This window comes from Herbaspirillum lusitanum (genome assembly GCF_026127345.1).
In the GTDB taxonomy this organism is placed as follows: Bacteria; Pseudomonadota; Gammaproteobacteria; order Burkholderiales; family Burkholderiaceae_D; genus Herbaspirillum; species Herbaspirillum lusitanum.
Map to the genome: position 1 here is coordinate 37,303 of NZ_QXFG01000003.1, position 15,101 is coordinate 52,403.

Sequence of the window (15,101 nt, forward strand, 5' to 3'; positions counted from 1 at the left end):
TTGTCGTAAAATCGCGTTTTATTCTTTGTCCATGCGCCTGTGAAATTTTTCGCTGAAAACCGCTTTTTGACCATCGCCATCGCCGGGTCCGTGCTGGTGCACGCGGCCTTGCTGGCGGTGCGGTTTGCCGCGCCGGACGCGTTCCGCCTCAAGCCGGCCGATCCCGGGCTGGAAGTGATCCTGGTCAACGCCAAGCACGACAAGGCGCCGGTCAAGGCCGATGCGATCGCGCAAGCCAATCTCGACGGCGGCGGCAACGCCAACCAGGGCCGCGCCAAGTCGCCCTTGCCGGACATGCGCAAGGTCGAAACCGGCGACAGCGTCAAGGCGGCGCAGCGCAAGGTGGCCGAGCTCGAAGCGCAGCAGCAGAAGATCCTCGCGCAGATGAACAAGAACGCGCCCGTGGTCGCCACGCCCGAGCGCGAGCCGCACAAGGAAGTGCAGCCGCAGTTGAATGCCAAGGACCTGCTCGACACCGCCAAGGCGGTCGCGCGCATGGAAGCCGAAGTCGCCAAGAACATCGAGGAATACAACAAGCGGCCGAAGAAGACCCAGATTACCGCGCGCACGCGTGAAGCCGGCTACGCGATGTACTACAAGGCGCTGCAGGAAAAGATCGAAAAAATCGGCACGCTGAATTTCCCGCAGCGGGACGGCAGGAAGCTGTACGGCGAGCTCGTCATTTATATTCCGGTGTACCAGGACGGCAGCATTTACGACAAGGAAGGCGGCGTGCGGGTCGAACGCAGTTCCGGCAACCTGGCGCTGGACGCGGCGGCGCTGACCATCGTGCGGCGCTCGGCGCCGTTCGGCCGCTTCCCCGACAACATGCGCACCACCGGCGGCAAGGATGACATCTGGGAAGTCATCACGCGCTTCCGCTTTACGCGCGATGAGACGCTGCAAACCGATTTGAGCAGTTCCAACTAAGAACACAAGAAGGCCGGCACCATGGATGCATACGTCGTCATCGGCAATCCGATTGCCCATAGCAAATCGCCTGAAATCCACGCGCAGTTCGCCGCGCAGACCGCTCAGCAGTTGAGTTACGAGCGCTTGTTGGCGCCGCTGCAAGGCTTCAAGGCAGCGGTCAAGGTGTTCATCGCCAACGGCGGCAAGGGCGCCAACGTCACCGTGCCGTTCAAGCTCGACGCCCATGCACTGGCCGATCGCCTGACCGAACGCGCGCGCCTGGCCGGCGCGGTCAATACACTCAAATTCGAAGGCGGCGTGATCCTCGGCGACAACACCGACGGCGCCGGCCTGGTGGCAGACATCGTGCACAACGCCGGCGTCCCGCTGGCCGGCAAGCGCGTGTTGCTGCTGGGCGCCGGCGGCGCCGCACGCGGCGCGCTGCTGCCCTTGCTGGAGCAGCAACCGGCCACGCTGACCATCGCCAATCGCACGCATGTCAAGGCACAGGAACTGGTCACGCAATTCGCCGGCTTCGGCGCGCTCGACGCCGCCGGATTCACTACCTTGCAAGGCAGCTTCGACGTCATCGTCAACGCGACCTCCGCCAGTCTCGATGCCGACGTGCCGCCGCTGCCGGCGAGCGTGTTTTCCGGCGCCACGCTGGCCTACGACATGATGTACGGCAAGCAGCCCACGGTGTTCATGGAGTTCGCCCATCGCCACGGCGCGGTCACGCGCGACGGCCTGGGGATGCTGGTTGAGCAGGCTGCCGAAGCGTTCCTGCTGTGGCGCGGCGTGCGTCCGGAGACCGCCGGGGTATTTACCGCGTTGCGCCGGCAACTCAGCCAATAGCGAAGTCGCAGCCCCCCGCTTGCGACTTTGCGCTGCACCGACTACGCTTCTCCGCATAACGCCAAACTCAGATAACAACACCAGAAAATGAAGCTCCTGCGCAAGCTGTTCCTGTGGCTGATCGTCCTGCCGATCACCTTGCTGTTTCTGCTGCAACTGTATTTCTTCGTGCAGATCTGGTGGTGGGTCGACCACAATCCCGGCTCCACCAGCTTCATGCGCCACCAGTTGTCGCTGCTGCAGGAAAAGAATCCCAATGCGCAGCTGCAATTCAAGTGGGTGCCGTACAACCGCATTTCCAACAACCTCAAGCGCGCCATCATCGCGTCGGAGGATTCCAACTTCTCCGAGCATGAAGGCGTCGACTGGGATGCGTTGCAAAAGGCGTACGAAAAGAACACCAGGAAGGGCAAGGTGGTGGCCGGGGGCTCGACCATCACCCAGCAGCTGGCCAAGAACCTGTTCCTGTCGGGCGAACGCAGCTACCTGCGCAAGGCGCAGGAATTCATCATCACCTACATGCTTGAGTTCCTGATGGACAAGCAACGCATCTTCGAGATCTATCTCAACGTGGTGGAGTGGGGCAACGGCGTGTTCGGCGCCGAAGCCGCCTCGCTGCATTACTATGGCGCGCCCGCCGCCAATCTCGGTCCCAGCCAGGCGGCGCGCCTGGCGGTGATGCTGCCGCGGCCGCGCTTTTACGACAAGAATCCCGGCTCGGCCTACCTCGCCAATCGCACCGGCCTGATCCTGCGCCGCATGAACGCAGCCGAACTGCCGCCGGCCAAACCGGTGGAAAAGCCCGCCACCAAGCCGGTCGCCAAGTCTGCAGCGAAGAAATAGATCGCCCGGACGTCGCCGCTGCAGGAACGTGCTTGCCTGCCGTGGAGCTAAAACGTACACTTGCGTTCGTTTCGCGGGCGGCCCCATTGCAGTGCATGTCGATTCTGCAAGTTTCTGCAAGTTTTGTTAACCGGCCCGCCAGCATCTTCAGTCGTCTTGTCCTGACAGTGAGATCACATGATTAATGTTTTTGTTTTGCAGAACGGTCGACTGAACCAGGTCAACATCGACAGCCGCAGCGATCTGGAAACGGCTGCGCCAGTCTGGGTCGACCTGACCGAGCCCACCGACGACGAGCGCGCCTGGGTCAAGAGCATCTACGGCGTAACGCTGCCCGACGAAGACGAGTTCAGCGACATCGAAGCCTCGGCGCGCTATTTCGAAGCCGAGAACGGCGACCTGCACCTGCGCACCGATTTCCTGTTTGAAGGCGATGACGACACCTCGGCCACCATGACCGTGGCCTTCATCCTGGCGCGCAACATCCTGTTTTCCATGCATGCCGAAGACTTGCCGGTGTTCCGCCTGGTGCGCATGCGCGCCCGTTCGCGCCCCGGTTCGATCGGCGACTACCGCGACGTGCTGCTGGATTTGTACGAAACCGACGCCGAGTATTCGGCCGACGCGCTCGAAGGCATTTACCAGAAGCTCGAAACGGTCAGCCACAGCGTGCTCAAGAAAAGCCTGTCCGACCAGGCCGCCGCCGAAGTGCTCAACGCCATCGCCCACGAAGAAGATTTGAACGGCCGCATCCGCCGCAACATGATGGATACGCGCCGCGCGGTCAGTTTCCTGATGCGCGGCCGCCTGCTCAATTCGGACCAGTTCGAGGATGCGCGCCAGATCCTGCGCGACATCGAATCGCTGGACGGCCACACTGCCTTCCTGTTCGACAAGATCAACTTCCTGATGGACGCCACCGTCGGCTTCATCAACATCAATCAGAACAAGATCATCAAGATATTCTCGGTGGCCTCGGTGGCCTTCCTGCCGCCGACGCTGATCGCCAGCATCTACGGCATGAACTTCGACTGGATGCCGGAGCTGCATTGGGCCGGGGGCTATCCCTTGGCGATTGCCATGATGATTGCTTCGGCCATCGCGCCGTTCTGGTATTTCCGCCGGCGCGGCTGGCTCAACTGATCGTCCGTTGAGCGCGCCCGGCGCCAGCGCGCCGGTATCCTCTCTCTTCTTCCGCGAACCTCAGCGTTGTTGCGTCCTCGCGCCGCAGCATGAGGCGATGTCTGACAGCAACTTGCGTCGTTTGCCGATGCCGCCTCCGGGGTGACCGGGGAACAATGGATCCATCGCCTTGCAAAGGGCACGGATGCATAAAGGATATCGGCATGAGACACCATTACATTTCCCTGCTCGTGGTCGGCTTGAGCATGCTCGCGTTGCTGAACGGTTGTGCCGGCGGACCGGATTATCGTTCGGCCCCGGTGGGAGGCAATCCGCCACCGGCCTATTCCAACGCCAATACCGGAGTCATCGAAGATATCGAGGTCAGCCATCAGCAAAGCAATGGTGTGGGCGGCGCCGTTGTTGGCGGTGTGGTAGGCGGGCTGCTGGGCAACCAGATCGGTAGCGGCTCGGGCCGGACCGCAGCCACAGTGGCCGGCGCCGTGGGCGGCGGCGTGGTGGGCAACCAGGTGCAAAAGAATCACAGCGGACGCGAGGTCTACAATATCCGGGTGCGCATGAACGACGGCTCCATCCAGAGTTTCGCGCAAGACAGCACCGATAATCTGCGCGCGGGCGACCGTGTTCGCGTGGACGGCGGCCGCGTGTATCGATATTGAGGGTTGTCACTACTGCGGTAACTGCTGCGCCTACTGCGCGGGATAGAGTCCGCCCAATACGCGCAGGCCGCGAGCGCCGGTGACGGCCGGCAGGTTTCCCGGCAAGCGCAGGCAAAAACGTTGCGCCAGCCAGGCGAAGGCCAGTGCCTCCACGTGATTCGGCGCCACGCCCAGCACTTCGGTCGACATGACCGGAATCGTGCGGCCCGCGCCGGTTTGCAAGGCCTGCGCCAGCAATTCCAGCAAATACCCGCTGTAAGCACCGCCGCCGCAGACATACAGCGCTGCGGCAGCAGGTGCATGGGCGACGATTGCGTCAGCGATGGTGGTGGCGGTGAAGGCGGTCAGCGTTGCCTGCACGTCGACCGGCGACAGTGGCGGGAAACCCGCCAGACGCGCTTCCAGCCATTCAATATGGAACAGGTCGCGGCCGGTGCTCTTGGGCGGTGGCAGCGCGAAATAGACGTCGCTGCGCAAAGCCGCCAGCAAGGTTGCATTAACCTTTCCCGAAGCGCCCCAGGCGCCATCGGCGTCATAGCTTTGGCCCTGATGTCGCGCGATCCACGCATCCATCAATACATTGCCGGGACCGGTGTCGAAGCCTGAGGTGGCGGCTTGCTTGCCGGCCGGCAGGATGCTGATGTTGCTGATGCCGCCGATGTTGACCGCCACGCGCATGTCGTTGTCGCTGCCAAATACCGCCTGATGGAAGGCCGGCACCAGCGGTGCGCCTTGGCCGCCGGCGGCAACGTCGCGGCTGCGGAAGTCGGCGATGACGTCGATGCCGCACAGTTCGGCCAGCAGGCTGGGGTTATTGGTCTGGCGCGTGTAGCCGAGCTCGGGGCGATGGCGGATGGTCTGCCCGTGCACGCCGACCGCGCGGATGTAGGCCGCAGGGATCGCGCTTTTTTCAAGCAGTTGCGCCACGCATTGCGCGTAGTGATTGGCCAACTGATTCGCCGCCAATGCTTCTCGCTGCAATTCATTTTCGCCGTTGGCCTGCAAGGCCATCAGCGCCGCCCGCAAATCTTGCGGGAACGGCACGTAGGCCGTCGCCAGCGTCGCCATCGGCTGGCCGTCGTCGGGTAGCGAGGCCAGCACGCCGTCGACGCCGTCCAGGCTGGTGCCGGACATCAGCCCGATATAAAGGGAGGAAGACGCGGAGCGCTGCGGTGAGGAGAGTTCGGCGGACATAAAAAAAACCGGTGATGGAGTCGCTGCAATTTTACAGCGATTCCCTCACCGGTTTTGACGTCCCGTAGGTTGGGTTCAGCGCGACGCCAGGGTCACGCTGCCGTTCTCGCCGGGCGGACGCAACAGCGACAGGCGGCGGTTCATGTCGGTCGAGACGGCGCGGAAACGGGCCAGTTGGCCGCCGCTCAGCGGTTGCGCATTCGGCACGTCAACCGACAGCGGATTGCGCGGCACGTTGCTGACGCGGAATTCGTAGTGCAGGTGCGGGCCGGTAGCCCAGCCGGTCATGCCGACAAAGCCGATCACTTCACCCTGGCTGATCTTGTCGCCCTTGCGCAGGCCGGTGGCGAAGCGGCTCATGTGGCCGTAAGCGGTTGAGTAATTGTTCCAGTGCTTGATCACGACGATGTTGCCGTAGCCGTTTTGCTTGCCGACGAAGTCAACCACGCCGTCGCCGGACGCATGGATAGGCGTGCCGGTCGGCGCCGCAAAATCGACGCCGGTGTGCTGCTTCCAGATGCCGAGGATGGGGTGCACGCGCATCGAGAAGCCCGATGAAATACGTGTGAAGGCCAACGGCGACTTGAGGAAGGCTTTCTTCAGCGACTTGCCGTCGAACGAGTAATACCCGCCGCCGATCTTGCTGCCCGGTTCGTCGAACCAGACCGCCTGATAGGTATTGCCGGCGTTGCTGAATTCGCCTGCCAGCACGCGGCCGGTGCGCACCGGTTCGCCATTGTTGTAGAAGGTTTCATAGACCACGTTGAAGCGGTCGCCGCGGCGCAGGTCGGACGCGAAGTTGATGTTGGTGGAGAACATGTCGACCAGTTGGGTCGCCACGCTGTCCGGGATCTGCGCATTGTCGGTCGCCGCGAACAGCGACGAGCGGATCTGGCCGGAGCGCATTTCGACGCGACGTTCCAGCACGGCCGGCGCGGTGCTGGCCTTGAAGCTGTCGCCGCTGCGCTCGATCACGAGATTGTTGACCGCTTGGCCGTCGCGGCCGTCGCTCAGCGTCGCCGTCAGCTGTTGCAGCTCGCCGTCTTCGGAGGTGCGCGCCATCACGCGCTTGCCGGCGCGCAACTGCATGACCGCGCGCGCCAGGGTATCGGACTTGATGAAGTTGGCGGCCGCCTCGTCGTCCACGCCCAGGCGTGTCAGCAAGGTCGCCAGCGTGTCGCCGGAGCGGACTTTTTCTTCGTTGACGTAAAACTCTTCACGGTCGGCCAGTTGTGCGATCTGCTGTTGCAAATCAGGCAAGGCCAGGTCCTTGACGATGGCGTGGACCGGCGCATCGGAGGTGTCCGGCTCGGCCGGGGCGAAGCCGGCGGCGCCGATCGTGAAGGCGCCGAGGAACAGGGCGCCGGCGGACAGGATCTTGGTCTTGCGGGAAGAGCCGTGGAATTTCTCCTGGCAGAAGAGATGGGTAGTGCGGTACAGGGAGGCGGCGCGCGCGAATTTATCTTTAGGGAACATGCAATACGTTAAAATCTACCGTTTACGCTTGTTCCGAATTCTGTTGCAGGATGGCAATGAGATGGGCGGATCGTTCCGCGTCGCCGGTAGGTGAAACATATACCGGCCAATCAGGTTGCCATTCAACCGCAAGCGTCGTCAATGACTCCCCGATGACGCACGCTTTTTACAGATTCTCGACAGGCGATGAATGCTAAATTCTCTGCTGATTGCGCTTCTAAGATGGCGTGCGGCAGAAAGACGAAAAGCGTGATTATAGCAAAGCGTCAATCCGGTACTGTCCTACAAAAGCCTATTTTTTAGTTATATCAATGACCGCCGAACAACTTACACCTCAAGCCCCTCTGCCCCTGTCCGATAAAGTCCAGGAAGCGCTGGCCATCACCAAGCGCGGCGTCGACGAGTTGCTCATCGAAAGCGAATTTGCGCAAAAACTTGCGCGTGCCGAAAAGAGCGGCCAGCCGCTGCGTATCAAGCTGGGCCTGGACCCGACTGCACCCGATCTGCATCTGGGCCATACCGTGGTCTTGAACAAGATGCGCCAGTTGCAGGACCTCGGTCACAACGTGATTTTCCTGATTGGCGATTTCACCTCGATGATCGGCGACCCGTCCGGCCGCAACGCCACCCGCCCGCCACTGACGCGTGAGCAGATCGAAGTCAACGCCAAGACCTATTTCGCCCAGGCCAGCCTGGTGCTGGACGCGGCCAAAACCGAGATCCGCTACAACTCGGAATGGTGCGACCCGCTCGGCAGCCGCGGCATGATCCAGCTGGCCTCGCGCTATACCGTGGCGCGCATGATGGAGCGCGATGATTTCACCAAGCGCTTCAAGGAAGGCACGCCGATTTCCGTGCATGAATTCCTGTATCCGCTGATGCAGGGCTACGACTCGGTCGCGCTGAAGTCCGATCTCGAGCTTGGCGGCACCGACCAGAAGTTCAACCTGCTGGTCGGTCGCGAGCTGCAAAAGGATTTCGGCCAGGAGCCGCAATGCATCCTGACCATGCCGTTGCTGGAAGGCCTGGACGGCGTCGACAAGATGTCCAAGTCCAAGAACAATTACATCGGCATCACCGAGCCGGCCAACACCATGTTCGCCAAGGTAATGAGCATCTCCGACGTGATGATGTGGCGTTATTACGAGCTGTTGTCGTTCCGTTCGATTGCCGACATCGCCGGCTTCAAGGCCGATGTCGCCGCCGGCAAGAACCCGCGCGACATCAAGGTCGCGCTGGCGCAGGAAATCGTCACGCGCTTCCACTCGCAACAGGCCGCCGAAGACGCGCTGGCCGATTTCGTCAACCGCTCCAAGGGCGGCATTCCGGACGACGTGCCGGAAGTCAGCCTGACCGGGGCGCCGCTGGGCATCGGCCAGTTGCTCAAGCAAACCAACCTGTGCGCTTCCACTTCGGAAGCCCTGCGCATGGTGGAGCAGGGCGGCGTGCGCATCGACGGCACGGTGATCAGCGACAAGGGGCTGAAGGTCGAAGCGGGTGTGTTCGTGGTGCAGGTCGGCAAGCGCAAGTTCGCCCGCGTGACCTTGTCACAATGAGAACGACCGCGACAGCACCGGTAGCGGCGCCATGATCGGATTGTTGCAACGAGTCCGCAAAGCCGATGTCGTAGTGGAAGGCGAGCAAATCGGCGCCATCGGCTCCGGCCTGATGGTGCTGGTCTGCGCCGAACGCGGCGACACCGTCAGGGAAGCCGATGCGCTGCTGACCAAGTTGTTGGCCTATCGCGTGTTTGCCGACGATGCGGGCAAGATGAACCGCAGCGTGACCGACGTGCAGGGCGGCTTGCTGCTGGTGCCGCAATTCACGCTGGCGGCCGATACCCGCTCCGGCACGCGGCCGTCCTTCACGCCGGCAGCCGCGCCGGCGGAAGGCCGCCAACTGTTCGACCATTTTGTCGCCCAGGCGAAAGCCAGGCACGGCGTGGTGGAGACCGGTCGTTTCGGCGCCGACATGCAAGTGTCGCTAACCAATGACGGCCCCGTCACGTTCTGGCTGCAGCTGAAGCCGGCGGCTTGATGGCCGGCGCCGCATTCCGATAGCATTCAACAGCAGGCTGATTTTCAAAGGAGAGCACACATGAAACTCTGGAGCGATTCTTTTCAGGACGGCGCAGTCATTCCGGGCGAATTCGCCTTCGCCGTTCCCGATCCCAAAAGTCACGTGGCCCTGTCGTCGAACAGGAATCCCCACCTGGCCTGGAGCGATTTGCCGCCCGGCACGAAATCCCTGGTGCTGGTCATGCATGATCCGGACGTGCCGTCGCGCGGCGACGACGTCAACCAGGAAGGAAAGACCGTGCCGGCCGATCTGCCGCGGGTCGACTTCTTCCACTGGACGCTGGTCGATATACCACCTGGCGTAAGCGAACTGGCCGGGGGGCAATTCAGCAGCGCCGTCACCACGCGCGGCAAGGCCGGTCCGGCGATTCCCGGCGATCCGCTGTCGGGCGCGCGTCACGGCCTCAACGATTACACCAGCTGGTTCGCCGGCGACGGCGACATGAGCGGCGATTACTTCGGCTACGACGGCCCATGTCCGCCATGGAACGACGCCATCGCGCACCGTTACATCTTCACGCTGTACGCCATCGACCAGGAGCAACTTACCGTCACCGGTAAGTTCACCGGCACCGACGTGCGCAACGCGCTGCAAGGCCATGTGCTGGGGCAGGCAGCGATCACCGGCACGTACACGCTTAACCCCGACCTGATCAAATAAATACCGTAACGCGCCATGACCGCCACGACTGCAACCGCTGCAACCGCTGCAACCGCTGCAACCGCTGCAACCGCTGCAACCACGGACATCCTGCTGATCCGCCACGGTGAAACCGACTGGAACGTCGACAAGCGCCTGCAAGGCCACATCGACATCCCGCTCAACGCCGAAGGGCAGCGGCAGGCGGCGGCGCTGGGCCGGGCGCTCGGTAACGAGCCGCTCGACGCCATCTACGCCAGCGACCTGCAACGCGCGCGCGACACCGCGCAGGCGGTGGCGACGCTGCAGGGCAAGGACGTGCACATTGATGAAGCCTTGCGCGAGCGTTGCTACGGCGGCTTCGAAGGCCTGCAGCATCACGACATTGCACAGCGCTATCCGCAAGACTATGCCGCCTGGAAAGCACGCGAACTCGATGCCCGCTATCCAGCTGGTGAACGTATCGCCGAAACCATGCGCGAGTTTTCAGAGCGCGCCGTCGGCGCGGTCACGCGCCTGATCCAGCACAGCAACAGCCGACAGCACCGCAAGATCGCCATCGTCACGCACGGCGGCGTGCTCGAATGCATTTATCGCTGGTCGCGCCGGACCGGCTTTGCGCACGCGCGCGATTTCGACATTTTCAACGCCGGCATCAATCGCATGCAATGGGACGGCGAGCGCCTGCACATCGTGCAATGGGCCGACGTGGCCCATTTGTCGGCCGATGTGCTGGACGAAGTGGATCGCTGACCCCGCCCGTATCGGCTGAAACGCGACGCTGCACGGCAGTTCTTGTCGCTTCGGCAATATGTTGCCGCCGCTGCGCTGCAAGACCGATTCTTGTTGGGGCGCAGGACCAATCGCGCTAAAATAGCGCCCTTCCCCGGCAACCACACGACCGCACCGTCCAACGACCTGTGAATATCGGCCCGCATTCCCTGCGCAATAACGTTTTCGTCGCCCCGATGGCTGGTGTGACGGATCGGCCTTTTCGCCAGTTGTGCAAGCAACTGGGGGCGGGTTATGCCGTGTCGGAAATGGCGGCCTCGGATCCGCGCCTGTGGCAAAGCGAGAAGACGTCCCGCCGCACCAACCACGACGGCGAGATGGAGCCGAAAGCGGTGCAGATTGCCGGCGCCGATCCCGCCATGCTGGCCGATTGCGCGAAACATAACGTCGACCGCGGCGCGCAGATCATCGACATCAACATGGGTTGCCCGGTCAAGAAGGTATGCAACAGCTGGTGCGGTTCGGCCCTGTTGCAGAACGAAAAGCTGGTCGGCCGGATTCTCGACGCAGTGGTGAACGCCGTCGACGTGCCGGTGACGCTGAAATTCCGCACCGGCTGGAATCGGGAAAACAAGAATGCCCTGGCCATCGCCGCCATGGCCGAACAAAGCGGCATCGCCATGCTGACGCTGCACGGCCGCACGCGCGCCGACGGCTATAGCGGCGAAGCCGAGTATGAAACGATTGCGGCCGTCAAGGCGGCGGTGAAGATCCCGGTGGTCGCCAACGGCGACATCACCACGCCCGAGCGCGCAAAACACGTGTTGACGGTGACCGGCGCCGACGCTGTCATGATCGGCCGGGCGGCGCAGGGACGGCCGTGGATCTTCCGTGAAATCGACCACTTCCTGCGCACCGGCACGCATCTGCCGGCGCCGATGGTGGCCGAAGTGCAGGAACTGATGCTGGAACATCTGCAGGCGCACTACGCGTTTTACGGCGAGTATCTCGGCGTACGCACGGCACGCAAGCACATCGGATGGTATGTCCGCGACCTGCCGGAGGGGGAACAATTCCGGCAGCGCATGAACCGCCTCGAGGATACTCAGCTGCAGTGGAACGCAGTGCGCGATTTCTTTGAATCGCAGGCGGCATATGGCGAGCGGTTACAATACGGGATTGCCGGAGAGGCGCTGGCAGCTTAGCTGCAGCGTGTATCGGCTTCATTGACTAACACACTAAAAAGAACAGAAGCATTTCGTAATGAGTAAAGAAAGTATCGAGGATGTCGTCAGGAAGAGCCTTGACAAGTATTTCAAGGACCTGGGCGAGCAGCTGCCATCAAATGTCTATGACATGGTTGTTTTGACGGTCGAGAAACCGATCTTCGAAGCAGTGATGGCGCGCGCCGACGGCAATCAGTCGCAAGCCGCAGAAATTCTCGGCATCAATCGCAATACCCTGCGCAAGAAATTGCAGCAGCACGGCTTGCTGTAATTGTTGCAACACTTGCATGCGGCGGTGCGCCCGCAAGCGCGCCGCCGGTCTTGTACCTGCACCCGCACCTTTATCCGTATCACGTCGAATTCCTTCATCCACGCAGTTTTCTCCATCTTCATGCCATCATGATCAAACAAGCACTCATTTCCGTTTCCGACAAAGCCGGCGTGCTCGACTTTGCGCGCGCGCTGTCCGCCCTGGGCGTCAACATCCTGTCCACCGGCGGCACCGCCAAGCTGCTGGCCGACAATGGCGTCAAGGTGACGGAAGTCGCCGACTACACCGGTTTCCCGGAAATGCTGGATGGCCGCGTCAAGACGCTGCATCCGAAAGTGCATGGCGGCATCCTGGCGCGCCGCGATTTCCCTGAGCACGTGGCCGCACTGGACAAGCACGGCATCCCGACCATCGATATGGTGGTGGTGAACCTGTATCCGTTCCAGCAGACCGTCGCCAAGGAAGAGTGCTCGCTGGAAGACGCGATCGAAAACATCGACATCGGCGGCCCGGCGATGCTGCGTTCGTCGGCCAAGAACCACAAGGACGTGGTCGTGATCTGCGATCCGACCGACTACGCCGGCGTACTGGCCGACCTGCAAGCCGGCGGCGACCTGCCGTACGAAAAGCGCTTCGCGCTGGCCAAGAAAGTATTCGCCCACACCGCGCAATACGACGGCGCCATCACCAACTATTTCACCTCGCTGGGCGAAGACAAGCAGCATGCCACGCGCAGCGCGTATCCTGAAACGCTGAACCTGCACTTCGAAAAAGTGCAAGACATGCGCTACGGTGAAAACCCGCATCAGTCGGCCGCCTTCTACCGCGACGTCAGGAAGATTGACGGCGCGCTGGCCAGCTACACCCAGTTGCAAGGCAAGGAACTGTCGTTCAACAACATCGCCGACGCCGATGCGGCGTGGGAATGCGTCAAGACCTTCGACGCTGCCGACACTACCGCCTGCGTCATCATCAAGCATGCCAATCCTTGCGGCGTGGCGGTCGGGGGCAATCCGCTGGAGGCTTATAGCAAGGCTCTGCAGACCGATCCGACTTCGGCCTTCGGCGGCATCATCGCCTTCAACCGCGAACTCGACGGCGCCGCCGCCGAAGCGGTCGCCAAGCAGTTCGTCGAAGTGCTGATCGCGCCATCTTTCAGCGCCGAGGCGAAGAAGATTTTCGCCGCCAAGCAAAACGTCCGTCTGCTGGAAATCCCGCTCGGCAATGGTTTGAATACGCATGACTTCAAGCGCGTCGGCGGCGGCCTGCTGGTGCAATCGCCGGACGCCAGGAACGTGCTGCTGGCCGACGTCAAGGTCGTCAGCAAGAAGCAACCGACACCGCAACAACTGCAAGACCTGATGTTCGCCTGGCGCGTCGCCAAGTTCGTCAAGTCCAACGCGATCGTGTTCTGTGGCAATGGCATGACGCTGGGTGTCGGCGCCGGCCAGATGAGCCGTATCGATTCCGCCCGCATCGCCTCGATCAAGGCGCAGAACGCCGGCCTGACGCTGGCCGGTTCGGCAGTGGCGTCGGATGCCTTCTTCCCATTCCGCGACGGCCTGGACGTGGTGGTCGACGCCGGCGCGACCAGCGTGATCCATCCGGGCGGCTCGATGCGCGACCAGGAAGTGATCGATGCCGCGAATGAGCGCGACGTCGTGATGCTGCTGACCGGTACGCGTCACTTCCGTCACTGATCCTTAGCTGATCCCTGGCGGCTTCTTCCCTGACGCTGCAACATTGCATCCAAGCCCGGCATACGTGCCGGGCTTGTTGTTTTTTGCGTAGGCGCGGCCTCAAATTGTCATCAAGACAATTCTTCGATAGATAATGAGCCAACACTTTCTCTCGTTGGAGGTTGTCGATGAACCGTCTGTTTCTGTCGTTTCACAGCACGCATCCACGCAGTTCCGAATGGCGCCTCGGGGTGTTTCTGCTGCTGTTCGGGTTCGGGCTCAGCGTCTTTCCTGCCCAGGCTTTGGCGCAGGAGAGCAAGGTCTTCATCGGTTTTCTGGCGCCCCTCAGCGGATCCAATCAGGCGCGCGGCGTCAGCATGACCAACGGCGCGCAACTGGCGATCGATGAACTGAACAAGAAAGCCATGAGGGTCAACAACCTCAAGCTTGTCTTCGAACTGGTTCCGCAGGACGATCGTTTCGACGCCAACGCCGGCAAGCTGGCGACGGACTATCTGCTGAAGAGAAATCTCGCGGCGCTGGTCTGCCACAGTTCGACGGTGTGCATCGCCACCGCCGAACAGGTCCAGGCCGCGGGCATTCCGTACATCTCGGTCGGCGCGACCAACCACAAATTCACCCAGCTCGGCTACGACAACACGTTTCGCATGTTCGGCCACAGCGAACAGGGCGGCATTCTTTTCGGGCAGTATGTATATGGCGACCTCAAGGTCGATCGCATGGCGGTGATCGACGACAAGACGCCGTCGGGCATGACCATGGCGGACCAGTTCAGCGAGGGCTTCACGAAGGCCGGCGGTCTGTTGCTGGGGCGCTATTCGGTGAGCGACAAGACTTCAGATTTCAACCAGGCGCTGGCCGATATCAGGGAGAGCAGGGCAGACGCGATATTCTGGGGCGGCACGCATTTGCAGGCCGCGAAGATGATCGTGAGCGCCAGGCGGCTGGGCGTGAAGACGCGCTTCCTGAATGCGATGAACGGAATGAACAACCAGAACTTCCTCGCTCAGGTGAACGGCGCCGGCAATATCTTTACGCTCGAATCCGACCAGCAACGCGATAAACTGCCGGGATGGAAGAATTTTGAAAAGAACTACGTCGCGCGATTTTCTTCATCGTATATCGACGTCAGCAGTTTGCGCGCCTATGATGCGGTGCAGATGGCGGGCGAAGCGATCCGGTTGAGCAATTCCGTCGATCCCCGCAAACTGATCGACACGCTGCATGCGGAAAAATTCAAGGGGCTGAGCGGCGTCATTTCCTTCGACCGGGACGGCAATCTGAATGATCCGGTGTTCACCGTATATGAAGCCCAGGGCGGCGACTGGAAAATAGTGAAGGTGGTCAAGGGACATTGATTGTCAAGTCACCC

15 protein-coding genes are annotated in these 15,101 nt (G+C 61.8%); 13 read left to right on the plus strand and 2 right to left on the minus strand.

Annotated elements, in window-relative coordinates; genetic code table 11:
• The first annotated feature begins 39 nt into the window (after positions 1-39).
• The 5 genes from DXT88_RS01400 to DXT88_RS01420 all read left to right on the plus strand — a co-directional run bounded on the left by DXT88_RS01400 (position 40) and on the right by DXT88_RS01420 (position 4,412).
• Positions 40-930, plus strand: a complete 891-nt coding sequence (locus DXT88_RS01400) for a TonB C-terminal domain-containing protein (RefSeq protein WP_265211191.1) — start codon at positions 40-42, stop codon at positions 928-930.
• Positions 931-951: 21 nt separating this feature from the next.
• Positions 952-1,767, plus strand: coding sequence for a shikimate dehydrogenase (aroE, locus tag DXT88_RS01405; protein WP_265211193.1), 816 nt, complete (start codon positions 952-954; stop codon positions 1,765-1,767).
• 87 nt (positions 1,768-1,854) lie between these two features.
• A complete protein-coding gene (gene mtgA, locus DXT88_RS01410) occupies positions 1,855-2,610 on the plus strand; it encodes a monofunctional biosynthetic peptidoglycan transglycosylase (protein WP_016834275.1) in 756 nt (251 codons plus the stop codon).
• Positions 2,611-2,787: 177 nt separating this feature from the next.
• Positions 2,788-3,753, plus strand: coding sequence for a magnesium/cobalt transporter CorA (gene corA, locus DXT88_RS01415; protein ID WP_265211196.1), 966 nt, complete (start codon positions 2,788-2,790; stop codon positions 3,751-3,753).
• Positions 3,754-3,956: 203 nt separating this feature from the next.
• Complete coding sequence (locus tag DXT88_RS01420; RefSeq protein WP_265211198.1) at positions 3,957-4,412, plus strand: glycine zipper 2TM domain-containing protein; 456 nt, start codon at positions 3,957-3,959, stop codon at positions 4,410-4,412.
• 30 nt (positions 4,413-4,442) lie between these two features.
• Here DXT88_RS01420 and DXT88_RS01425 read toward each other — a convergent pair whose 3' ends face one another.
• Together DXT88_RS01425 and DXT88_RS01430 are read right to left on the minus strand one after the other, a co-directional pair.
• Positions 4,443-5,606 carry an anhydro-N-acetylmuramic acid kinase gene (locus DXT88_RS01425; protein ID WP_265211200.1) on the minus strand — a complete coding sequence of 388 codons (1,164 nt, stop codon included), beginning with the start codon at positions 5,604-5,606 and terminating at the stop codon, positions 4,443-4,445.
• Between the two features lie 75 nt (positions 5,607-5,681).
• Positions 5,682-7,082 carry a M23 family metallopeptidase gene (locus tag DXT88_RS01430; RefSeq protein WP_265211201.1) on the minus strand — a complete coding sequence of 467 codons (1,401 nt, stop codon included), beginning with the start codon at positions 7,080-7,082 and terminating at the stop codon, positions 5,682-5,684.
• Between the two features lie 311 nt (positions 7,083-7,393).
• Between DXT88_RS01430 and tyrS the strand changes: the two genes are divergently transcribed.
• The 8 genes from tyrS to DXT88_RS01470 all read left to right on the plus strand — a co-directional run bounded on the left by tyrS (position 7,394) and on the right by DXT88_RS01470 (position 15,087).
• A complete protein-coding gene (gene tyrS / locus DXT88_RS01435; protein ID WP_016834280.1) occupies positions 7,394-8,638 on the plus strand; it encodes a tyrosine--tRNA ligase in 1,245 nt (414 codons plus the stop codon).
• 31 nt (positions 8,639-8,669) lie between these two features.
• Positions 8,670-9,119: a D-aminoacyl-tRNA deacylase gene (dtd, locus tag DXT88_RS01440; RefSeq protein ID WP_265211202.1), complete on the plus strand. Its 450-nt coding sequence runs from the start codon at positions 8,670-8,672 to the stop codon at positions 9,117-9,119.
• 60 nt (positions 9,120-9,179) lie between these two features.
• On the plus strand, positions 9,180-9,821 hold the full coding sequence (locus DXT88_RS01445) for a YbhB/YbcL family Raf kinase inhibitor-like protein (protein WP_265211203.1): 642 nt from the start codon (positions 9,180-9,182) through the stop codon (positions 9,819-9,821).
• A 15-nt stretch (positions 9,822-9,836) separates the two neighbouring features.
• Entirely contained in the window at positions 9,837-10,553 is a 717-nt protein-coding gene (locus DXT88_RS01450) for a histidine phosphatase family protein (RefSeq protein WP_265211205.1), read from the plus strand.
• Between the two features lie 167 nt (positions 10,554-10,720).
• The gene (gene dusB, locus DXT88_RS01455; RefSeq protein ID WP_016834285.1) at positions 10,721-11,737 is read left to right on the plus strand and encodes a tRNA dihydrouridine synthase DusB; all 1,017 of its coding nucleotides are present in this window, start codon (positions 10,721-10,723) and stop codon (positions 11,735-11,737) included.
• A 58-nt stretch (positions 11,738-11,795) separates the two neighbouring features.
• The gene (locus DXT88_RS01460; protein WP_007883354.1) at positions 11,796-12,029 is read left to right on the plus strand and encodes a Fis family transcriptional regulator; all 234 of its coding nucleotides are present in this window, start codon (positions 11,796-11,798) and stop codon (positions 12,027-12,029) included.
• A 128-nt stretch (positions 12,030-12,157) separates the two neighbouring features.
• Positions 12,158-13,729 carry a bifunctional phosphoribosylaminoimidazolecarboxamide formyltransferase/IMP cyclohydrolase gene (purH, locus tag DXT88_RS01465; protein ID WP_265211210.1) on the plus strand — a complete coding sequence of 524 codons (1,572 nt, stop codon included), beginning with the start codon at positions 12,158-12,160 and terminating at the stop codon, positions 13,727-13,729.
• Positions 13,730-13,896: 167 nt separating this feature from the next.
• Positions 13,897-15,087, plus strand: a complete 1,191-nt coding sequence (locus DXT88_RS01470) for a branched-chain amino acid ABC transporter substrate-binding protein (protein ID WP_265211211.1) — start codon at positions 13,897-13,899, stop codon at positions 15,085-15,087.
• Positions 15,088-15,101 lie beyond the last annotated feature (14 nt).